A 21699-nucleotide genomic window follows, 5' to 3' on the forward strand; every position below is an offset into this window, starting at 1 on the left:
GCCGTGATCACTTTCTGGGAGCGCTCCCCTACGCTGCGTCGTTCGGCCCAGCGATCGCGGACATTCGGCCCAGGGTCTGAAGGCCTTCAGGTCGTAGTTGTCAAGGCTTTGTGGTTGAACCCTCTTTTCACGGTGTTTCTGTGCGGTTACAGTCCCGGACTGGGAGCGCTCCCAGAAAACCTCCACCGCCCTGCCCCTCGGAGGCACCGCATGCGACGACGCATGTCCGGAGCACTGGCCGGCACGCTCGCTGTGCTGGTCAGCGCCTTGACGCTGACCCCGTTCCAGCCGTCCGCGACCGCCGCGCCCGCGTTCAACTACGGCGAGGCCCTGCAGAAGTCGATCTGGTTCTACGACGCCCAGCGGTCCGGCGACCTGCCCGCGGACAACCGGGTGAACTGGCGCGGCGACTCGGCGTTGCGCGACGGCAGCGACGTGGGGATCGACCTCTCGGGCGGCTTCTACGACGCGGGCGACCACGTCAAGTTCGGCCTCCCGTTCGGCGCCACGATGACCATGCTGGCGTGGGGCGCGGTGGAGAACCGCGAGGCCTACGAGAACTCGGGTCAGCTGCGCCACCTCATGGCCAACCTCAAGTGGGGCACGGACTGGATCATCAAGGCGCACCCGTCGCCGAACGTGGTGTACGGGCAGGTCGGCAAGGGCGACGACGACCACAAGTGGTGGGGCGCGGCCGAGGTCATGCAGATGGCCCGCCCGGCGTACAAAGTGGACGCCTCGTGCCCCGGCTCGGACCTCGCGGGCGAGTACGCGGCGGCGATGGCGTCGGCCTCGATGGTGTTCAAGGCGACCGACCCGACCTACGCGGCCACGTTGCTGACCCACGCGAAGCAGCTCTACACCTTCGCCGACACCTACCGCGGCAAGTACAGCTCCTGCATCACCGACTCGGCGAACTTCTACAACTCGTGGAGCGGCTACCAGGACGAGCTGGTGTGGGGCGCGATCTGGCTCTACCGCGCCACCGGTGACGCGAGCTACCTGACCAAGGCCAAGGCGGAGTACCCCAAGCTGTCCACCGAGCCGCAGACCACGACGCGCTCGTACCGCTGGACCATCGCGTGGGACGACAAGTCCTACGGCGCCTACGCGCTGCTGGCCAAGCTGACCGGTGAGGCCGAGTACGTCGCCGACGCCAACCGGTGGCTGGACTACTGGACCACCGGCTACAACGGCAACCGCGTGCGGTACTCGCCGGGCGGCCAGGCGCACCTCGACACCTGGGGCTCGCTGCGGTACGCCGCCAACACCGCGTTCGTCGCGCTGGTCTACAGCGACTGGCTGCGCGAGCGCGACGCCGCCAGGGCGGCCACCTACCACGACTTCGGCGTGCGGCAGATCAACTACGCGCTGGGCGACAACCCGCGCAGCGCCAGCTACGTCGTCGGCTTCGGCGCCAACCCGCCGCGCAACCCGCACCACCGCACCGCGCACGGCGCGTGGGCCGACACCATGCAGGACCCCGTGACCAGCAGGCACGTCCTGTACGGCGCGCTGGTCGGCGGCCCCGGCACGAACAACGACGCGTACAAGGACGACCGCACCGACTTCGTCGCCAACGAGGTCGCGCTGGACTACAACGCCGCGTTCACCGGCGCGCTCGCCCGGCTCTACCAGGAGTACGGCGGCACGCCGCTGGCCAACTTCCCGGTCGCCGAGGCCACCGACGGCCCCGAGCTGACCGTGCAGGCGTCGGTCAACCAGAGCGCGACCGGCTTCACCGAGATCAAGGCGTTCGTCTTCAACAAGACCGCGTGGCCGGCCCGGATGTTCAACGGCTCGCTGCGCTACTACTTCACCCTCGACGGCGCCACCACGCCGAGCCAGATCACCGTCACCACCAACTACAACCAGTGCGGCACGCCGAGCGCGCCCAAGCAGCACAGCGGCTCGGTGTACTACGTGGACGTGCCGTGCCCCGGCGTGTACCCGGGCGGCCAGTCCGCGCACAAGCACGAGGTGCAGTTCCGCATCACCAGCGCCGGCTCCTGGGACCCGTCCAACGACTGGTCCTACGAGGGCCTGGGCACGGGCAACACGGTCGCGCTGACCGACCGCCTGGTGCTCGTGCAGGACGGCGCGGTGCAGTGGGGCAAGGAGCCCGGCCCGGCGGTGGTCGACCGCGAGGCGCCCACCGTCCCCACCGGGCTGCGGGCGGTCGCCGGTCCGAACAACACCTTCACCCTGGGCTGGAACGCCTCCACCGACAACGTCGGGGTGGCCGGCTACGACGTGCTGCGGGCGGACGGCACGGTCGTAGGTGCCACGGCCACCCCGACGTTCCCCCTCTCCGGTCTCGCGCCCGGCTCGCACTCCTTCTCGGTGCGGGCCAAGGACGCGGCGGGCAACGTGTCGGCGGCGAGCACGCCGATCGTGATCACGGTGGCGGACAACGGCGACCGCGAGGCGCCGACGGTCCCGAGTGGACTCACCGCCTCCGCGATCACCAGCACCGGCGCGACGATCCGCTGGACCGCCTCCACCGACAACAACGCCGTGGTGGGCTACGACGTCCTGCGCGCGGACGGCTCGGTCGCGGCCACCACGACCGGCGTGAGCCACCAGCTGACCGGCCTCACCGCCGACACGGCCTACACCTTCGCCGTCCGCGCCCGCGACGCCGCCGGCAACGCCTCCGCGGCGAGCACGGCGGTGACGTTCCGCACCACGACCGGCGGCCCGACCGGCCCGATCGCCGTGCAGCAGCGCGGCAACGGCTCGGCCTCGGCCAACCAGATCGGCGCGACGCTCGCCCTGGTCAACCGCGGCGCGGCGGCGGTCGACCGGTCCGCGGTCACCCTCCGGTACTGGTTCACCGGCGACACGGCCAACGCCAACTACCAGGTGTTCTGCGACTGGGCGGTGGTCGGCTGCGCCAACGTGCGCGCCACCGTGGTGAAGCTGCCCGACGCGCGGCCGGGCGCGGACTCCTACCTCCAGGTGTCGTTCACCGCGGGCACGCTCGCCGCGGGTGCGAGCACCGGCGACATCCAGTTGCGGGTGGCCAAGTCCGACTGGTCGACCTTCAACCAGGCCGACGACCACAGCTACCGGGTCAGCGCGACCCTCACCGACTTCGACCGGGTGACCGCCTACACCGGCGGTTCCCTCACCTGGGGCACCGAGCCCTAGCACCAGTCTCGGCACGGGGCGTTCTGCGCGCCCAGGCGTCCCGTGCCGACTCCACTCTCCGCCACGCCGCTTTTTCAAGCTCGCGGGTCAATGGCTGATCCGTGCAGGAGGAGGACGCATGAGGTACCGCACCAGAGCGGGACGGTTGCGCACCGGTCCGCTCGCGCTGATAGCCGCGGCGGCGACCGCCGCGGGTGTTATGCCGTTCGTCGCGCCGGTGGCGAACGCGGCCGTCGCGTGTACGGTCAACTACCAGGTCACCAACCAGTGGCAGGGTGGCTTCGGCGCCAACGTGTCCATTCGCAACGAGGGCGACCAGGTCAACAACTGGCGCCTCACGTGGACCTTCCCGGACGGCCAGCGCGTTCAGCAGGGCTGGAACGGCACGTTCTCGCAGAGCGGCAGCGTCGTGACCGTGGCGGCGCCGGGCTGGGCGCCGAACCTGGGCACGGGCGCCTCCGTGACCCCCGGCTTCAACGGCTCGTGGACCGGCCAGAACCGGCCGCCCACGGACTTCGCCCTCAACGGCACCCGGTGCACCGGGCCGAACGTCAACGTCGACCCGACGGTGTCGCTGACGTCGCCGACCACCGCGCAGACGTTCCAGTCCGGCCAGGCGATCCCGCTGGCGGCGACCGCGGCCGACAGCGACGGCACCGTCGCCAAGGTCGAGTTCCTGGCCGACGGCGTGGTCGTCGCGACCGACACGAGCGCCCCGTACACGGGTTCGTGGACCGGCGCGAGCGTGGGTGAGCACGCGATCGTCGCCCGCGCCACCGACGACAAGGGCGGCATCGGCAACTCCAGCATCGCCAGCATCCGCGTCATCGCGGGCCAGGCGATCCAGGTCAGCCCGCCGTCGCTGAGCGTGCGGCAGGGCGGCACCGGCACCTTCGGCGTCTCGCTGGCCACCGCGCCGACCGCGAACGTGACGGTCACCGTGGCGCGTTCGGCCGGCAGCACCGACCTCACGGCCGGTCCCGCGTCGCTGACGTTCACGCCGAGCAACTGGGCGACCAAGCAGAACGTCACGGTCACCTCGGCGGCCAACGGCGGCGACCTGGCCACGGCCACGTTCACCGCGAGCGCCACCGGTGTGACGGCGGCGTCGGTGGAAGTCAGGGAGACCAGCGCCAACACCTCCACGTTCGAGCAGGAGTTCCTGGACCTCTACGCCAAGATCCACGACCCGGCGAGCGGCTACTTCCGCACCTTCTCCGATGGCCTGAAGGTGCCGTACCACTCGATCGAGACGCTGATGGTCGAGGCTCCGGACCACGGTCACCAGACCACGTCCGAGGCGTTCAGCTACTACCTGTGGTTGGAAGCGAGCTACGCCCGGATCACCGAGGACTGGTCTTCGTTCAAGAAGGCCTGGGCCTCGATGGAGAAGTACATCATCCCGGCCACGGCGGACCAGCCGACCAACAACAAGTACGACCCGTCCAAGCCCGCGACCTACGCTCCCGAGCACCCGCGGATGGACCTGTACCCGTCGCAGCTGGAGTCCAACGTGCCGGTGGGTCGCGACCCGATCGCGGCCGAGCTGAAGTCGGCGTACGGCACCGACGACATCTACGGCATGCACTGGCTGATGGACGTCGACAACACCTACGGCTTCGGCCGGTGCGGTGACGAGTCCGACGCGGCGCCCGCCTACATCAACACCTACCAGCGCGGTTCGTCGGAGTCGGTGTGGGAGACCATCCCGCAGCCGTCGTGCGACACCTTCGCGCACGGTGGCCGCAACGGCTACCTCGACCTGTTCACCAAGGACGCCAGCTACGCCAAGCAGTACAAGTACACCAACGCCCCGGACGCCGACGCGCGTGCGGTGCAGGTGGCGCTGCTGGCCCAGCGGTGGGCGACCGAGCAGGGCAAGGTCGCCGAGATCGCCCCCGAGGTCGCGAAGGCGGCCAAGATGGGTGACTACCTGCGCTACTCGCTGTTCGACAAGTACTTCAAGAAGATCGGCAACTGCACCAGCGCCTCCTCCTGCCCCGGCGGCACGGGCAAGGACAGCGCGCACTACCTGATCTCCTGGTACTACGCGTGGGGCGGCGCCACCGACACGTCCGCGGGTTGGGCCTGGCGCATCGGCTCGGGTGCCTCGCACCAGGGCTACCAGAACCCGCTCGCGGCCTACGCGCTGGCGAACGAGCCGGCCCTGAAGCCGAAGTCGACGACCGGTCAGCAGGACTGGGCCACGTCGATGACCCGTCAGCTCGAGCTGCTGACGTGGCTGCAGTCCGCCGACGGCGCCATCGCCGGTGGTGTCACGAACACGTGGGAAGGCTCGTACAGCCAGCCGCCGGCCGGCACGCCGACCTTCTACGGCATGTTCTACGACGCCCACCCGGTGTGGCGCGACCCGCCGTCGAACCGCTGGTTCGGCTTCCAGGCGTGGCAGATGGAGCGCACCGCGGCGCTGTACGAGATGACCGGCAACGCGGCCGCCAAGAAGATCCTCGACAAGTGGGTCCCCTGGGCGATCGCGAACACCACCATCGGCACCAACGGCCAGTTCCAGATCCCGTCGGACCTGGAGTGGACCGGCGCGCCGGACAACTGGAACGCCACCAACCCCGGCGCCAACGCGAACCTGCGCGTCAGGGTGCTCAACTACAGCCAGGACGTCGGCATCGCCGCGTCCTACGCCAAGACGCTCCTCAACTACGCGGCCGAGTCGGGCAACGCCCAGGCGAAGACCGTCGGTGAGGGCCTCTTGACGGCGCTGCTGGCGCACAAGACCGACAAGGGCATCACGGTGCCCGAGGAGCGCAAGGACTACAACCGCTTCGACGACGTCTACAACACGACGACGCGCGAGGGTCCGTACGTTCCGTCGGGCTGGACGGGCACCATGCCCAACGGCGACCAGATCAAGCCGGGTGTGTCCTTCGTGGACATCCGTTCGATGTTCAAGCAGGACAAGGACTGGCCGAAGGTCCAGGCGTACCTGGACGGCGGCCCCGCGCCGACCTTCACCTACCACCGGTTCTGGGCGCAAGCTGAGATCGCCACGGCGTTCCAGCTGCACGTGGAGCTGTTCGGGTAGACCCGCGAAGGTCGCCGGCACCCCCCTCACGACGTGGTGAGGGGGGTGTTCGGCGTGTCGCGGAGCGTCTCGATCGTCGATTCTGTTCGACGTGGCCCCGTCGGTGGAACAACTCCGGAACTTCGGTGTTGACGCCGGCGAGAGAGCTGTGCCACATTTCTGGCACCCCGCCCGCTGACCCCCGGTCGGCGCCGTTGTCGCAGCGATCGAAACGATTCGATTGAGTGAGCTGCACTTTCGAACAATTCGACGACCGCGAGAGGTGTGCCGTGGACCCGCTGCCGTTCCGAGATCCGGGCCTGCCGGTCGAGGACAGGGTGGCCGACCTGCTCGGCCGGCTGACCGACGAGGAGAAGGTGGCGCTGCTGCACCAGCACCAGCCGGCCGTGCCGCGCCTGGGGCTGGCGGCGTTCCGCACGGGACTGGAAGCGGTGCACGGCGTGGCGTGGCTGGGTCCGGCCACGGTGTTCCCGCAAGCGGTCGGGTTGGCCTCGTCGTGGGACACCGACCTGGTGCGGCGGGTCGGCGAGGCGGTCGGCGTGGAGGCGCGGGGCTTCCACCACCGCGACCCGGTGGCGCACGGGCTGAACGTGTGGGCGCCGGTGGTGAACCCGTTGCGCGACCCGCGGTGGGGGCGCAACGAGGAGGGCTACTCCGAGGACCCGACGCTGACCGCGGCGATGGGCACGGCGTACGCGTCGGGATTGCGCGGGGACCACCCGCGTTACCTGCGGACGGCGCCGACGTTGAAGCACTTCCTCGGCTACAACAACGAGGACGACCGGTGCGTCACGTCGTCGGACCTGCGCCCGCGCGTGCTGCACGAGTACGAGCTGCCGTGCTTCCGCGGCCCGGTCGAGGCGGGCGCGGCCGTGGCGGTGATGCCGTCGTACAACCTGGTCAACGGCCGGCCCGCGCACCTGAGCCCGTTGATCGGGCAGGAGCTGCGGAGGTGGGCCCCGAACGGGCTCGCCGTCGTCAGCGACGCGTACGCGCCGTCGAACGTGGCCGGGTTGCAGGCGTACCTGCCAACGCACGCCGAGGCGCACGCGGCGATGCTCGACGCGGGCGTGGACAGCTTCACCGACCAGGACGCCGACCCCTCGCTGACCGTCGAGAGCGTCACCACCGCGATCAAGGACGGCCTGCTGGACCGGTCGGCGGTGGACCGCGCGGTGGGCAACGTGCTGGCGCTGCGGTTCCGGCTCGGCGAGTTCGACCCCGTCGACGACAACCCCTACGCCGCCATCACCTCCGACGTCATCGGCACGCACGGCGAGCTGGCGCTGGAAGCCGCGCGGAAGGCGGTCGTGCTGCTGCGCAACGACTCCGCGTTGCCGCTCGCGCGCGGCTCGCGGCTCGCGGTGATCGGCACGCACGCCGACGCGCTGTTCGAGGACTGGTACAGCGGCACGCTGCCCTACCAGGTGACCGTTCGGAGGGGACTGGAGGAGTTCGCCTCCTCGGTCGCCTACGCCGAGGGCGTCGACCGGATCGCGCTGCGCGCGGCGGACGGCCGCTACCTCGGTGTGCGCGGCGGCGTCGTGGGACTGGGCGAGCGGGCGCTGTTCGACCGCTTCCACTGGGGCGGCGGGGTGTGGACGCTGCGCGACGTGGGCTCGCGGCGCTACCTCGGCGTGGCCGAGGACGGCTCGCTGGTCGCCACCGCGACCGCGCCGGGCGGCTGGGACGTGCGGGAGCTGTTCGAGCCGCGGCTGACCGACGCGGGGGTGGTGCTGCGCAACAAGGTCCACGGCACCGACACCGTCCCGTTCGGGGTCGAACGCGTGGTGGACGGCGTCGCCGCCGCGGCCGAGGTCGCGGCACGGGCCGACACCGTCGTGCTGGTGCTGGGCAACGACCCGCACGTCAACGGCCGGGAGACCGAGGACCGCGCCACGCTGCGCCTGCCGTCCCTCGACCTGGTGCGCGCGGTCCGCGAGGCCAACCCGAACACGGTGCTGGTGCTCGTGAGCGGTTACCCGTACTCGCTGGACGGCGAGGAGGAGCACCTGCCCGCCGTCGTCTGGACCGCGCACGGCGGCCAGGAGCAGGGCCGGGCGGTCGCGGAGGCGTTGTTCGGCGCGTTCTGCCCGTCGGGCCGGCTCACCCAGACCTGGTACCGCTCCGACGACGACCTGCCGGACATCTTCGACTACGACATCATCCGCGCGGGCGGCACGTACCTCTACTTCACCGGCGAGCCGCTGTTCCCGTTCGGCCACGGGTTGAGCTACACCACGTTCGAGTACGCCGACCTGGCGTGGGCGGACGGCGTGGCCGCGGTGTCGGTGACGAACACCGGCGCGGTGGCGGGCGCGGAGGTCGTGCAGCTGTACTCGTCGGCGCTGGACTCGCGGGTGCGCCAGCCGGTGCGCAAGCTGCAGTCGTTCGAGCGGGTGTTCCTCGCGCCGGGTGAGACGGCGGTGGTGCGGCTGCGGACCGACCGGTTGTGGCACTGGGACGTGACGACCGGCCGCCGGGTGGTGGAGGCCGGGCGGTACGAGCTGTGCGCGGGCTCGTCGTCGCGGGACATCCGGTCGCGGCTGGTGGTGGACGTGCCGGGGGAGCGGATCGCGCCGAGGGCGGGCGTCCTGCCGGCGTCGGACTTCGACGACTGCGACGGCGTGCGGCTGGTGGACGACGAGGTCGTGTTCACCGGCGAGGGCGCGTGGATCTCGTTCCACGACGTGGTGCCGGGGTCGCGGTCCGCGCCGCCGGGCACCCGGATCTCGTTCGTCGGCACGTCGTTGGTGCTCACCGCCCGCATCGCGGGCGTGCGCGTGAAGGAGGTGCGCTGACATGGTCACGATCGCCGATGTCGCCCGGCACGCCGGGGTGGCGCCCAGCACGGTGTCGTACGTGCTGACGGGCCGCCGTTCGATCTCCTCGGCCACCAAGGCGAGAGTCGAGGCGAGCGTGCGGGCGTTGGGGTACCACCCGCACGCGGGCGCCAGGTCCCTGGCCAGCAACCGCGCGAACGTGCTGGCGCTCGTGCTGCCGATGCGCGAGGGCATGCACATGCCGGTGCTGATGCAGTTCGTCGTCGCGGTCGCCAACGCGGCCCGCCGGCACGACCACGACGTGCTGCTGGTGACCGCCGACCAGGGCGCGGCCGGACTGCGCCGGGTGGCGGGCAGCGCCCAGGTCGACGGGCTGCTGGTGATGGACGTGGAGATGCACGACGAGCGCGTGCCCGTGCTGCGCGACCTGGACCGGCCGTCGGTGCTCATCGGCTTCCCCGCCGACGCGGCCGGGTTGACGTGCGTGGACCTGGACTTCGCCGAGGCGGGTTCGCGGTGCGTGGACCACCTGGCCGACCTGGGCCACACCTACGTGGCGCTGGTCGGCGCGCCCCGCGCGGTCTACCAGCGCGACACCGGGTTCGCGCACCGCACCATGGCGGGGTTCAGCGCGGCGGCGATGCGGCGCGGGGTCTCGTCGACGACCCTGCCGACCGAGACCGACCACGACTCGGTCCGGGTGGCGATCACCGGCCTGCTCGAACGGCACCCCGCCGTCACGGGCCTGGTGGTGCACAACGAGGCCGCGCTGCCGTCCGTGGTCGAGGTGCTGCGGTCGTTGGGGCGCAAGGTGCCCGACGACGTCGCCGTGATCGCGATCTGCCCGGACGACCAGGCCGAGCGCCTGATGCCGCCGCTGACGTCGGTGGCGGTCCCGGCCGAGCAGTTGGGCCACCACGCGGTGGCGCTGCTGATGGCCAAGCTGGACCGCACCCCGACACCCCCGCTGACCCTGCTGCCGCCGCGGCTCACCGAACGGGCCAGCACGACCCGGTGACGTCGTCCCGGCCCGGCGGTGCGGCGGGTTCGGGTGGCCGAGCGGTGCTCACCCCTCCGGCGAGCGGTAGGCGTCGATCAGCGCCCGGACGGCGGCGTCGACCTCCGCCGGGAGGGGCGTGTGGTTGACGATGTCCTGCAACGGGTCCGCCGCCGTGACCCCGGCGGCCCTGCGGTGCGGCGGCTCGAACAGGGCGAGGCCGCGGCGGGCGGCGGCGAGTGCCTCCCGCTCCTGGCCGGCGAACGCCAGGGCGTCGGCGTAGTCGAACCACTTCCACCTGTCCCGGTGGCCTTCCTCCATGGCGCTGTAGCGCGCGAGCCCGGTCAGGGTGTCGGCGGCGGCGAGGGCCCGCGCGCACAGGTCCCCGTCGTCGCCCGCCAACAAGAGGTCCAAGCGGACGACGTTCATGAGGGGGTAGGTGTCGCGGCGGTCGATCCGGCCCGCCTCGGCGTAGGCGTCCCGTGCCTGGCGCAGCGCGGCGAAGTCGTAGACGCCGGCGTCGTCGTAGTGGCTTCGGGCCCGGCGACGGTGGATGCCGCCGAGGATCGCGTGCGCTTCGGCGTCGTCCGGTGCACGCGCGATGCACCGCTGGACCGAGTGCGCGGCAGCGTCGAGCGAACCGTGCTTGCTCTGCGCGACGCCCAACTGGCGCCATGCCCGGCTGTCGGTCTCGTCGAGTGACACCGCCCTGGTCAGGTGGGTGATGGCGGTGGGGTGGTCGTCGGCCGCGATGGCCGCCTCGCCGAGCAGGAGGTGCGCCTCGGCGTTGGCGGGGTTGACCTCGACGGCCTGGCGGAGCAGGTCCACGCGCTGGTCGTGCGACGCGGTCCGCGCGGCTGTGATCAGGTCTTCGCCGCGCTGGTGGTGCAGCCGCGCGTTCTCGTCGCGCAGCTCCCGCAACTCTCGACGTCCGACCGCGACGAGCTCGGTGCCCTGGCGCACCAGGCTGTCGACGTGGTCCGGGTTCCTGAGCCCCTTGACGATCATCTCCACGATGCGCTTGCACGCGGTCTCCAGCTTCTCGGGGTCGTTGCCGTACTCGACCGCCTTGCTGGGGGCCACGTTGAACGCCAGGTCGTCCTGGAGGCTCTGGCACGTCAGCACCGTCACGTTGTCGCGCACGGCCCAGCGGACACCGAGTTCGAGGTAGACGTTGGCGTTCAAGCCGGTGAGGTCGGCGATGTAGACCGGCGCGTGCAGGGCCGCTCCGAACATCGACTGGTGGATGTTGCCCGGGCGGTACTCGTCGACCTCGACGCGCACGCGGAAACGCCGGCCCATCTCCTCGCCGACCTCGCGCGCGACCCGTTCGTACAGGTGCTTCTTGATCTGCTCGACGTTCGTCCAGCCGGCGTTCGGACCGCGCACGGTCCCGGGCATGGCGACGAAGATGACGTCGGCGTCGGGGGTGCCGCCGGCCGTCGGACCGGTATCGACTGTCATGGGTTCAGCTCCACCGTTCTGCACGCGGCCGTGTGTCGTCGTCTGTATCGGGTCCGGCGCGCCGAGCGTTCCACGGCCCGCCGCGGCCGGCCGTCCGCCGCTACCCTCCGGTGGATGAGCGACAACCACGTCGTGGTCATCACCACCACCGACAGCGAGGACGCGGCGGGCACGCTGGCGAAGGCGATCGTGGAGGCGCGGTTGGCTGCGTGCGTGCAGGTGAGCGGTCCCGTCCGGAGCGTGTACCGGTGGGACGGCGAGGTGCACGACGACCGCGAGTGGCAGCTGTGGATCAAGACCGCGTACGACCGGGTGGACGAGCTGACCGAGTTCGTCGAGGCGCGGCACTCCTACGACGTGCCCGAGGTGCTGGCGCTGCCGGTGCTGGGCGGCAACGCGGACTACCTGGCCTGGGTCACCGAGCAGACCCGCCGCTGAGGTACGCGGTGACCAGCGCGGCCCCGGTGGCCGCGAGCCAGGCGCGCGGGTCGAGCAGGCCGGGGTGCGGCCGGCGGGTGGCCGCGACGTCGGCCCGGTAGCCGCGCTCGTCCAGCCACTCGTTGGCGTAGGCGAAGTCCCCGCCCACCTGTCGGACGACCTCGATCGGGACCTGCTCCTACGACAGCTCGCGCCCGGTGGCGGCCGAGATCGCGGCGGCGATGGCGACCGGGGTCAGCTCGTCGCCGGCCAGGTCCTCGGTGCGGCCGATCCACGCGAGTCCCGGTCGCGCCGACCACCGCGATCGTCTTGTCCGCCGTGCTCCCTCGGTTGAGCGGGGTGGCCCCCGTTCGCCGTGCCGACGTGGCCGTGGCGGACCTGCTGGAGCCGGCCGACGCGGTGTCGCTGTCCGCCGGGGGCGGCCGCACCCGTGACACCCGGTTGACCCCGTCGGCCCCGGGCAACCCCACCCCCATGGTGTCGATCCACGAGCTGTACCGCCGCTGGCTCGACGAGCTGTGGCACGGCAACCGCGACGTGGCCGCCGACCTGGTCACCGAGGACTTCGTCGGGCACTGGCCGGACCGCGACGTCACCGGGCCCGCCGACCTCGCCGCCGTCGTCCGCGAGACCCACGCGATGTTCACCGACCTGTCCTTCGCGCTGGAGGTCGGCCCCGTGGTCGAGGGTGACCTCGTCGCGGCGCGGTGGACCGGCCGCGGTCGCACGGCCCAGGGGCCGATGCGGTTCGTCGGCCACGACATCCTGCGCGTGCGGGACGGCCGGTTCGCCGAGTACTGGGTCGCCACCCGGACCGACTCCTAGATCCCCAACCGCCGCCGGACCAGGGTGGCGGTGTGCACGGGTTCCGCGTCGGTGCCGTGGCGGACCTGCGTGCGGCAGCTGAACCCGTCCGCCACGACCGCCGTGCCCGCGTCGGCCGACCGCACGGCCGGGAACAGGGCTTGCCCACCCACCGCCATCGACACGTCGTAGTGCCCGCGCTCGAACCCGAAGTTGCCCGCCAGGCCGCAGCATCCCTCGAGCAGGGACGCGCCCACCCCGGCCTTGGCCAGCAGTTCCCGGTCGGCGTCCAGCCCCAGCTCCGCGTACTGGTGGCAGTGGGGCTGCACGACCGCGCGCCGCTCGCCCGGCACCGGTTCCAGCAGCGGCGACACGTGCTCGGCGAACGTGCGCACGGACCCGGCCAGCCGCACCACGTCCGGGTCGTCCCCGGCGACCTCCAGCGCGTCGGACCGCAGGAACGCCGTGCAGCTCGGCTCCAACCCCACCACCGGGACGCCGTCGCGCGTCCACCGCCGCAGCACGCGTGCCGTCCGCCGCACCACCCGCCGCGCCACCCCGAGCTGACCGGTGGAGAACCACGTCAACCCGCAGCACACCGCGCCCTCCGGCACCTCCACCGCCTGCCCGACGTGGCCGAGCACCGCCGCCGCGTCGAACCCGATGCCCGGCTCGAAGTGGTTGGTGAACGTGTCCGGGAACAGCAGCACCCGGTCACCGCCGCCGACCGGGGTGAACCGGGACTGGAACGACCGCACCGGCGTCGGCAGCGGCCGTTGCGGCGACACCCCGGCGAACCGCCCGAACCGCGCCGTCACCCCGTTCACCAACCGCAGCCGCAGCCACAGCGGCAACCACCCCATCGAGTAGTGCGCCGCCGGCCGCACCCGTCCCCGGTAGTGGTGGTGCAGGAACTCCGCCTTGTAGGTGGCCATGTCCACGTCCACCGGGCAGTCGCGCTTGCACCCCTTGCAGCCCAGGCACAGGTCCAGCGCGTCGCGCACCTCCTCCGACCGCCACCCGCCGCGCACCACCTGCCCGCCCAGCATCTCGAACAGCAGCCGCGCCCGGCCGCGCGTGGAGTGCTTCTCCTCCTTCGTCACCCGGTAGCTCGGGCACATCACCCCGCCGGACGTGTTCAGGCACTTGCCCACGCCCACGCACCGCCGCGTCGCCGCCGCCAGGTCGCCGCCGTCGGCGCGCAGCGCGAGCGCCGCCCGGGTCGGGATCACCGGTGGCGCGACCAGCACCCGCAGGTCGTCGTCCAGCTTCGCGGGTGCCACGATCCGGCCCGGGTTCATGAGGTGGTCCGGGTCGAACGCCGCCTTGAACCGCCCGAACGCCTCGATCGCGGCCGGCGGGTACATCCGCGGCAGCAGCTCCGACCGCGCCTGCCCGTCGCCGTGCTCACCCGACAGCGACCCGCCGTGCGCCACCACCAGGTCCGCCGCGTCCTGCAGGAACGACCGGTGCCCGCGCCGGAAGTCGAAGTCGATCCGCACGTGCAGGCAGCCCTCGCCGTAATGGCCGTAGGTGATGCCGCGCCGGCCGTGGCCGGCCAGCAAGGCGTCGAAGTCGCGCAGGTAGGCGCCCAGCCGGTCGGGCGGCACGGCCGCGTCCTCCCAGCCCGACCACGCCTCGCCGCCGTCGGGCATCCGGGTCGCCAACCCCGCGCCGTCCTCTCTCACCCGCCACAGCGCGCGCTGCCGCGCCGGGTCGGTCACCACCACGGAGTGCGGCGCGAGCGCGGCGGCGAGGTGCGCGACCGAGTCCTCCGCCGTCTCCACGAACAGCCAGCTCTCGCCGCGCGGCAGCAGCAGCCGCGAGTCGCCCGCCGCCCGCGCCAGCTCGGCGTTCAGCCCCTCGATCGTGAGCACGTCCAGCTCACGCAGTTGCGGCGCGAGGTCCGCGGCGTCGTACGGGCCGTCGAAGCCGAGCACGGCCAGCACCCGGCGCGGCGGCGCCGGCACCAGCTCCACGGTCGCGCCGAGCACGGTCGCGCACGTGCCCTCCGAGCCGACCAGCGCCCGGGTCAGGTCCGGCAGCGCGTCCAGCCGGTAGCCCGACACCCGCCGGTCCAGCGCGGGGAACCACGACGGGTCCACCGCCGGCAGGTCCAGCGGTGGGGGAGTGCGGGTGTCGAACCGGCGGCCGTCGGTCAGCAGCACGTCGAGCGCGCGCACGTTGTCGCTGGTCTTGCCCCAGGCGACGGAGTGCGCGCCGCACGCGTCGTTGCCGATCATGCCGCCGAGCGTGCAGCGGGAGTGGGTCGACGGGTCCGGGCCGAACACCAGCCCGTGCGGCCGGGCGGCGTCGTTGAGGCGGTCCAGCACCACCCCGGGCTGCACCACCGCGACGCGGTCGACCGGGTCCACCGAGATCACCCGGTCGAGGTACCGGGAGAAGTCGATGACGAGGCCCGCGCCCGCCGAGTTGCCCGCGATCGACGTGCCCGCGCCCCGGTTGGTGATCGGCACGCCGTGCGCGACGGCCACCCCGACCGCCGCCACCACCCCGTCCACCGACCGCGGCCGCACCACGACGGTCGGCACGTGGCGGTAGTTGGACGCGTCGACGGAGTACAGCGCGCGGTCGCCCGGGGCGGCGAGCACGTCGCCGTCGACCTCGGTCGTGAGTCGTTCGACGAAACCGGTCACCGGCCGATTGTGATCCACCTCCGGCCGATGGTGGCGTACTCCGGGGTACGGGATAGCCTCGCCCGCATCAACCAGCAGCGATGGGAGCAAGCGTGTCGAGGTCCGTTCTGGTCACCGGTGGCAACCGGGGCATCGGTCTGGCGATCGCGCGGGCGTTCGCCGCGCAGGGCGACAAGGTCGCGGTGACGCACCGCGGGTCCGGCGCGCCCGAAGGCCTGCTCGGCGTCAAGTGCGACGTGACCAGCTCGACCGAGGTCGACGCGGCGTTCGCCGAGGTCGAGGCCGCGCACGGGCCGGTCGAGGTGGTCGTGGCCAACGCCGGCATCACCGACGACACCCTGCTGCTGCGGATGACCGACGAGCAGTTCACCCGCGTCCTCGACGCCAACCTCACCGGCGCGTTCCGGGTCGCGCAGCGCGCGTCCAGGGGAATGCTGCGCAAGCGCTACGGCCGGATCGTGTTCATCTCCTCCGTGGTCGGCCTCACGGGCGGCGCGGGCCAGGTCAACTACGCCGCCAGCAAGGCGGGCCTGGTCGGCGTGGCCCGGTCGATCGCCCGCGAGCTGGGCGCCCGCAACATCACCGCGAACGTCGTCGCGCCCGGCTTCATCACCACGGACATGACCGACGCGCTGCCCGAGGAGCGCCGCAAGCAGATCCTCGCCCAGGTGCCGTCGGGCCGCTACGGCACGACCGACGAGATCGCCGCCGCCGTCACCTTCCTGGCCTCCGACGCCGCCGCCTACATCACCGGCGCGGTGCTGCCGGTCGACGGCGGCCTCGGCATGGGCCACTGAACCAGCCAGTACCAGAGCACAACATTTCGGAGGACGGGTTTCAGTGACGGGACTGCTCGAAGGCAAGCGGCTGCTGGTCACCGGTGTGATCACGGACGCGTCGATCGCCTTCCACGTGGCCAAGGTCGCGCAGGAGCAGGGCGCCCAGGTCGTGCTCACCGGCTTCGGCCGGCTGAGCCTCGTGGAGCGGATCGCCAAGCGCCTGCCGCAGGCCGCGCCGGTGGTCGAGCTCGACGTGCAGAACCAGGAGCACCTGGACACGCTGGCCGACCGGGTGCGCGAGCACGTGGACGGCCTGGACGGCGTGGTGCACGCGATCGGCTACGCCCCGCCCTCGTGCCTGGGCGCGCCGTTCATGGACGCGCCGTGGGAGGACGTCGCCACGGCCGTGCACGTCTCGGCCTACTCCTACAAGGCGCTGGTCAAGGCCGCCCTGCCGCTGATGGGCCCCGGCTCCTCGGTGGTGGGCCTGGACTTCGACGCCCGGCAGGCGTGGCCCGCCTACAACTGGATGGGCCCGGCGAAGGCCGCGTTCGAGGCGATCAACCGCTACCTGGCCCGCGACCTCGGCCCGCAGGGCGTCCGCGTCAACCTGGTCTCGGCCGGTCCCGTGCGCACCATGGCCGCCAAGTCGATCCCCGGCTTCGCCCAGCTCGAGGCCATGTGGGGCGAGAAGGCGCCGCTCGGCTGGAACGTGGACGACCCGGAGCCGGTCGCCAAGTCGGTGTGCGGGCTGCTGTCGGACTGGTTCCCGGCCACCACCGGCTCGATGGTGTTCGTCGACGGCGGCGTGCACTTCCTGGGCCTCTGACGCGCGGACCGGGTCGGCGTGCGGGCGATCACGCCGACCCGGTTGTGCGGTACCCGGGCGGCGGCGCGAGGATGTCGGGGTGAGTTACGACGCGCTGCTCTGGCTGTCCTTCGGCGGACCGGAAGGACCCGAGGACGTCCGCCCCTTCCTGGAGAACGTGACCCGCGGCCGGGGCGTCCCGCCCGAGCGGTTGGACGAGGTCGAGCAGCACTACCAGCACTTCGGCGGCGTGTCGCCGATCAACGCGCTCAACCGCGCCGCGATCGAGGCCGTGCGCGGCCTGGTCGACCTGCCGGTCTACTTCGGCAACCGCAACTGGCACCCGATGGTCGAGGACACGCTGGCCCGGATGAAGGCCGACGGCGTCCGGCGCGCCCTCGTGTTCCCGACCAGCGCCTACGGCGGCTACTCGGCGTGCCGGCAGTACGACGAGGACATCCTGCGCGCCCGCGCGGCCGTGCCGGACGCGCCCGAGCTGGTCAAGCTGCGCCAGTTCTTCGACCACCCGCTGTTCGTGGAGTCGTTCGCGGACGCCGTGCGCGCCGCCGCCGCCCGACTGCCCGGTGACGACCACCGCCTGGTGTTCACCGCGCACTCGGTGCCGGTGTCGGCGGACCAGGCCGCCGGACCGCCCGAGGACGGCGGCCACCTCTACTCCCGGCAGGTCGCCGAGGCGTCCCGGCTGGTCGCCGAGGCCGTCGGCGCGGCCGAGCACGACGTGGTGTGGCAGTCGCGGTCGGGGCCGCCGCAGGTGCCGTGGCTCGAACCGGACATCGTGGACCACCTCGACGCCCTCTACGACAAGGGTGTGCGCAACGTGGTGGTGTGCCCGATCGGGTTCGTCAGCGATCACCTGGAAGTGGTGTGGGACCTGGACACCGAGGCCCGCGAGCGCGCCCAGGAGCTGGGCATGGGCTTCGCCCGCGCGGCCACCCCCAACGACGACCCGCGCTTCGCCCGGCTCGTCGCGGAACTCGTCGCGGAGCACGTGTCCGACGCGCCGGCGCGCAAGCTGTCGGACTTCCGCTCACTGGGCTGCACGGTCGACGGCGCGTTCTGCGCCACCCGGTGCTGCGAGCCGGCGAAACGGCCGGGAGCGGGTCGGTGAGCGTGGACTTCAGCTGGTCGCCCCGGCCGGCGGACTGGCGTGACGCGCTGCGCACGTCCGTGCCGCTGTACCGGTGGGCGCCGTGGTTCGCGGCGGTGCTCGGCGTGTTGGGCGTCGTGGTGCTCGTGCTGGGCATGACGTGGGCGGGCGTGTTCGGGCTGGTGCTCGCTGTGATCATCGTCGCACTCGTGCCGGTGGGCACCGCGGTGAACTTCCACAACCACCCGCTCGCCGCGAAGGCGGTGACCGGCACGGCGGACGCGCACTCGCTGCGGATGTCCGTCGGCGAGGCCGCGCGCAGCGAGCTGAGCTGGGCGGAGCTGCCCGGCTGGGTGGAGACGGCGCGCGGTTTCGTGCTGCGGACCGGCACCACCGCCGTGTACGCCGTGCCGCACCGCGCGTTCGCCGACGCCGAGGCGGTCGGGAAGTTCCGCTCCCTGCTGGTGGAACACGTCGGCCCGGCGGCCTGAACCGCCGCGCGGCCCGCGTACCCTCGGCAGGCGTGTCTTGTGCGAGTGCGACGCTGGTCGTGTGGACGTCCGCCTGGCTGCATGGTGCGGCCGCGGCCGACGACGTCCTCGACGCCCTGGGGTTCTGGGCCGGGCTGCACGAGGTGGTGGCCGACGACGACGGCACCGCGACGGCCCTCGACCTGCCCGGCCCCGACGAGGTCCCGGTAGGCCCCGCGCTGCTGCTGGCGTCGCTGCGCCGCGCGTCCGCGACCACCGCCCGGCTGGTCATCCCCGTGCCCGGCGACGTGCGGGGGCTGGGCGCCAACGGCCCGCTCGGCAAGTCCGCGCTGCGCGCCGGCCAGGCGGCCGTGCTGCCGGAGGTGGGCGTGGGGCTGGTGCCGAAGCTGGTGGCCGACGGCGTGCTGCGGTGGACGGTGTTCGACCTGCCCGGCGCACCCGCCGCCGAGCACGTGCCGATCGGCGAGGCCGAGCACGGCCTGGCGTCGGCGATGCGGGAGGCGGCCACCGCGCTGGTGACGCTGGACGTGGCGCGGCACCGGCCGAACGTGCGCGCCGAGATCGCCGCGCTGTCCGCGGAGCACTCGGGGCTGGAGTGGCCCGCCGGGATGCCGTCGCGCGCGCTGCGCGTGCTCCAGCGGGCCGCCGAGGTCGCCGCGATCCTCACCGTGGCGGCGTCGGACGCGCCGGGCGGGGCCGTGTCGGCGACCGCGACGAGGGCCCGGGACGAGGCGTTGCGGCCGTTGTCGCAGGCCGTGCGGCGGGCTCGGCTCGCGGCTGTGGACGAAGCGGTGCGCGTCCTTTCGGATCAGGGCGCCGGCCGCCATTAGGCGGTAGTCGTCGTCGAATGTTCGACAGCCATTCGGTGATCGTCGAAACGATCGGTCGACCGGTCTTTCGGATCGTCCGTCGAATATTCGACGGTGGCCCTGCCGCCGAACCGCTCCGGCAATCGGCTGAACAGGTGAGCCGGGCGACGACCATTCGCGCTCCGAATCGGTTCCGGCCGAACTGGTGGCTACTGTCCCATCGGTGACCGAAGTACCGTCGGTGCAGGTCGCAGGCTCGGTGGCGGGTTTCGTGCGCGGGTATAGCCATGGATTATGTCCAGGTCAACCCCTCGTCAACACGAGGTGTCGTGCGTTACCGTACGTCTGGGAGCGCTCCCAGGAAGCCGTTTCGGTCTCGCGTCGAATCCCGATTCGGCGACACCACTGGGAGCGCTCCCAGATGGCGGGTTGCTCGCAAGGAGGCGATGCATGAGTCTGCGCACGTTCGTACGTTCCCGGAAAATGACCGGGGCATTGGCGGTGACCTCGGTGGCGGCCCTGTCCGTTGCCGGGGTGGTGGCTTCGACCGCCACCGCCAACGCTGCCCCCGGTTGTCGGGTGGCGTACCAGATCACGAACCAGTGGCAAGGCGGATTCGGCGCCAACGTCACGGTCACCAACCTCGGTGACGCCATCTCCGGCGGGTGGACGTTGGAGTGGGACTTCGCCGCCGGTCAGCGGGTCCAGCAGGGTTGGAACGGCACGTTCTCCCAGTCCGGGACGCGCGTGACGGTCCGCAACCCCTCTTGGGCCGGCAACCTCGGCACCGGTGCTTCGGTGACGCCCGGCTTCAACGGCTCGTGGACCGGGTCCAACCCGGTGCCCACGCAGTTCCGGTTGAACGGCACGGTGTGCACGGGGTCGATCGACACCACGACGACCACGACCACCACCACGACGACGACCACCACGACCACCACGACGACGACCACCACCACCGGCAACAACCCGGGTGGCCCGAAGGTCGACAACCCGTACGTGGGCGCGGGCGTGTACGTCAACCCGCAGTGGTCGGCTCGCGCTGCCGCCGAGCCGGGTGGCTCGCGGATCGCGAACCAGCCCACCGCGGTGTGGCTGGACCGGACCAGCGCGATCGAGGGCAACGGCTCGCCGACGACCGGCAGCATGGGTCTGGCCGCCCACCTCGACGAGGCCGAGAAGCAGCGCGCCGCGCGTGCGGACGGCCAGCTCGTCTTCCAGTTCGTCGTCTACAACCTGCCCGGTCGCGACTGCGCCGCGCTGGCCTCCGCCGGTGAGCTCGGCCCGACCGAGATCGGTCGCTACAAGACCGAGTACATCGACAAGATCACGAGCATCGTCAGCAACGCGAAGTACTCGAAGCTGCGCATCGTCGCGGTCATCGAGATCGACTCGCTGCCCAACCTCGTCACCAACGTGACCCCGCGCGCCACGGCCGTGGCGAACTGCGACACGATGAAGGCGAACGGCAACTACGTCGAGGGCGTCTCGTACGCCGTCGGCAAGCTGGGCGAGATCCCGAACGTCTACAACTACCTCGACTCCGGCCACCACGGCTGGATCGGGTGGGGCGACACGGTTCCCGAGTACGACAACTTCTACGCCTCGGCGAAGATGATGGCCTCGATCCTGGGCAAGAACGGCGCCACCAAGGACAAGGTCCACGGCTTCGCCACCAACACGGCGAACTACTCCGCGCTGGAGGAGCCGTACTGGACGGTCGACGACCTGGTCGGCGGTCGCCCGGTCAAGGAGAACGCCAAGTGGGTCGACTGGAACGACTTCAACGGTGAGCTGGGCTTCGCCACGGCGATGCGCGCCGAGCTCGTCAAGCAGGGCTTCGACAGCGGCATCGGCATGCTGATCGACACCTCGCGCAACGGCTGGGGCGGCCCGAACCGGCCCACCGCGAAGTCGACCGCGACCACCGCGGACGCGTACGTGAACGAGTCCCGCATCGACCGCCGCTACCAGAAGGGCAACTGGTGCAACCAGGCCGGCGCCGGTCTGGGCGAGCGGCCGAAGGCCGCGCCGAAGCCGAGCATCGACGCCTACGTCTGGATCAAGCCGCCGGGTGAGTCCGACGGTGCGTCCAGCGAGATCCCGAACGACGAGGGCAAGCGCCTCGACCGGATGTGCGACCCGACCTACGGTGGCAACATCCGCAACGGCAACAACCCCTCGGGTGCGCTTGCCAACGCGCCGCTGTCGGGCCACTGGTTCTCGGCCCAGTTCCAGGAGCTCATGGCCAACGCCTACCCGGCGCTGTGACCTCGGGTGACTGACAACTGAACAACGCACTGCACAACCCGTAGGCGGCGTCCACCCGGACGCCGCCTACGGGCCTTTA

General features: G+C 71.9%; 15 protein-coding genes. 12 read left to right on the forward strand and 3 right to left on the reverse strand.

Annotated elements, in window-relative coordinates:
• The first annotated feature begins 210 nt into the window (after nucleotides 1-210).
• The 4 genes from FHX81_RS35560 to FHX81_RS35575 all read left to right on the forward strand — a co-directional run bounded on the left by FHX81_RS35560 (nucleotide 211) and on the right by FHX81_RS35575 (nucleotide 10012).
• The gene (locus FHX81_RS35560; protein ID WP_141982871.1) at nucleotides 211-3153 is read left to right on the forward strand and encodes a glycoside hydrolase family 9 protein; all 2943 of its coding nucleotides are present in this window, start codon (nucleotides 211-213) and stop codon (nucleotides 3151-3153) included.
• A 118-nt stretch (nucleotides 3154-3271) separates the two neighbouring features.
• Nucleotides 3272-6211, forward strand: a complete 2940-nt coding sequence (locus tag FHX81_RS35565; protein WP_141982872.1) for a glycoside hydrolase family 48 protein — start codon at nucleotides 3272-3274, stop codon at nucleotides 6209-6211.
• A 269-nt stretch (nucleotides 6212-6480) separates the two neighbouring features.
• On the forward strand, nucleotides 6481-9012 hold the full coding sequence (locus tag FHX81_RS35570; RefSeq protein ID WP_141982873.1) for a beta-glucosidase family protein: 2532 nt from the start codon (nucleotides 6481-6483) through the stop codon (nucleotides 9010-9012).
• A 1-nt stretch (nucleotide 9013) separates the two neighbouring features.
• Nucleotides 9014-10012 (forward strand): LacI family DNA-binding transcriptional regulator, encoded by a 999-nt coding sequence (locus FHX81_RS35575; RefSeq protein WP_141982874.1) that lies wholly within the window; start codon nucleotides 9014-9016, stop codon nucleotides 10010-10012.
• Nucleotides 10013-10060: 48 nt separating this feature from the next.
• On the opposite strand, the gene FHX81_RS35580 is transcribed toward FHX81_RS35575, so the two are convergent.
• A complete protein-coding gene (locus FHX81_RS35580) occupies nucleotides 10061-11455 on the reverse strand; it encodes a tetratricopeptide repeat-containing protein (protein ID WP_141982875.1) in 1395 nt (464 codons plus the stop codon).
• Nucleotides 11456-11569: 114 nt separating this feature from the next.
• Between FHX81_RS35580 and cutA the strand changes: the two genes are divergently transcribed.
• Complete coding sequence (gene cutA / locus FHX81_RS35585) at nucleotides 11570-11893, forward strand: divalent-cation tolerance protein CutA (protein WP_141982876.1); 324 nt, start codon at nucleotides 11570-11572, stop codon at nucleotides 11891-11893.
• Here cutA and FHX81_RS40950 read toward each other — a convergent pair.
• Nucleotides 11871-12041: a hypothetical protein gene (locus FHX81_RS40950; RefSeq protein ID WP_170232290.1), complete on the reverse strand. Its 171-nt coding sequence runs from the start codon at nucleotides 12039-12041 to the stop codon at nucleotides 11871-11873. The two genes, cutA and FHX81_RS40950, sit on opposite strands and share 23 nt — an antisense overlap.
• Before the next feature lie 191 nt (nucleotides 12042-12232).
• Between FHX81_RS40950 and FHX81_RS35590 the strand changes: the two genes are divergently transcribed.
• Nucleotides 12233-12718 (forward strand): ester cyclase, encoded by a 486-nt coding sequence (locus tag FHX81_RS35590; protein WP_342787242.1) that lies wholly within the window; start codon nucleotides 12233-12235, stop codon nucleotides 12716-12718.
• On the opposite strand, the gene FHX81_RS35595 is transcribed toward FHX81_RS35590, so the two are convergent.
• Nucleotides 12715-15354: an FAD-binding and (Fe-S)-binding domain-containing protein gene (locus FHX81_RS35595; protein WP_141982877.1), complete on the reverse strand. Its 2640-nt coding sequence runs from the start codon at nucleotides 15352-15354 to the stop codon at nucleotides 12715-12717. The genes FHX81_RS35590 and FHX81_RS35595 overlap by 4 nt on opposite strands.
• Nucleotides 15355-15446: 92 nt before the next feature.
• Between FHX81_RS35595 and fabG the strand changes: the two genes are divergently transcribed.
• The 6 genes from fabG (at nucleotide 15447) to FHX81_RS35625 (ending at nucleotide 21620) form a co-directional block, all read left to right on the forward strand.
• The gene (fabG, locus tag FHX81_RS35600) at nucleotides 15447-16151 is read left to right on the forward strand and encodes a beta-ketoacyl-ACP reductase (protein WP_141982878.1); all 705 of its coding nucleotides are present in this window, start codon (nucleotides 15447-15449) and stop codon (nucleotides 16149-16151) included.
• 43 nt (nucleotides 16152-16194) lie between these two features.
• Nucleotides 16195-16962 carry an enoyl-ACP reductase FabI gene (fabI, locus tag FHX81_RS35605; RefSeq protein WP_141982879.1) on the forward strand — a complete coding sequence of 256 codons (768 nt, stop codon included), beginning with the start codon at nucleotides 16195-16197 and terminating at the stop codon, nucleotides 16960-16962.
• A gap of 79 nt (nucleotides 16963-17041) precedes the next feature.
• Nucleotides 17042-18070, forward strand: a complete 1029-nt coding sequence (locus tag FHX81_RS35610; protein WP_141982880.1) for a ferrochelatase — start codon at nucleotides 17042-17044, stop codon at nucleotides 18068-18070.
• The gene (locus tag FHX81_RS40955; RefSeq protein ID WP_170232291.1) at nucleotides 18067-18540 is read left to right on the forward strand and encodes a YcxB family protein; all 474 of its coding nucleotides are present in this window, start codon (nucleotides 18067-18069) and stop codon (nucleotides 18538-18540) included. Before FHX81_RS35610 ends, FHX81_RS40955 begins: the two co-directional genes overlap by 4 nt.
• Nucleotides 18541-18572: 32 nt before the next feature.
• Nucleotides 18573-19370 (forward strand): hypothetical protein, encoded by a 798-nt coding sequence (locus FHX81_RS35620; RefSeq protein ID WP_141982881.1) that lies wholly within the window; start codon nucleotides 18573-18575, stop codon nucleotides 19368-19370.
• A 462-nt stretch (nucleotides 19371-19832) separates the two neighbouring features.
• The gene (locus FHX81_RS35625) at nucleotides 19833-21620 is read left to right on the forward strand and encodes a glycoside hydrolase family 6 protein (protein WP_246108135.1); all 1788 of its coding nucleotides are present in this window, start codon (nucleotides 19833-19835) and stop codon (nucleotides 21618-21620) included.
• The last annotated feature ends 79 nt before the right edge of the window (nucleotides 21621-21699 follow it).

Source organism: Saccharothrix saharensis, assembly GCF_006716745.1.
In the GTDB taxonomy this organism is placed as follows: domain Bacteria; phylum Actinomycetota; class Actinomycetes; order Mycobacteriales; family Pseudonocardiaceae; genus Actinosynnema; species Actinosynnema saharense.

Bases quoted from the DNA above. Each gene is read 5' to 3' on its own strand.
- FHX81_RS35580 (WP_141982875.1), bottom strand. From the start codon at position 11,455: ATGACAGTCGATACCGGTCCGACGGCCGGCGGCACCCCCGACGCCGAC.
- FHX81_RS35575 (WP_141982874.1), top strand. From the start codon at position 9,014: ATGGTCACGATCGCCGATGTCGCCCGGCACGCCGGGGTGGCGCCCAGC.
- FHX81_RS35560 (WP_141982871.1), top strand. From the start codon at position 211: ATGCGACGACGCATGTCCGGAGCACTGGCCGGCACGCTCGCTGTGCTG.
- cutA (WP_141982876.1), top strand. From the start codon at position 11,570: ATGAGCGACAACCACGTCGTGGTCATCACCACCACCGACAGCGAGGAC.
- FHX81_RS35625 (WP_246108135.1), top strand. From the start codon at position 19,833: ATGACCGGGGCATTGGCGGTGACCTCGGTGGCGGCCCTGTCCGTTGCC.
- FHX81_RS35565 (WP_141982872.1), top strand. From the start codon at position 3,272: ATGAGGTACCGCACCAGAGCGGGACGGTTGCGCACCGGTCCGCTCGCG.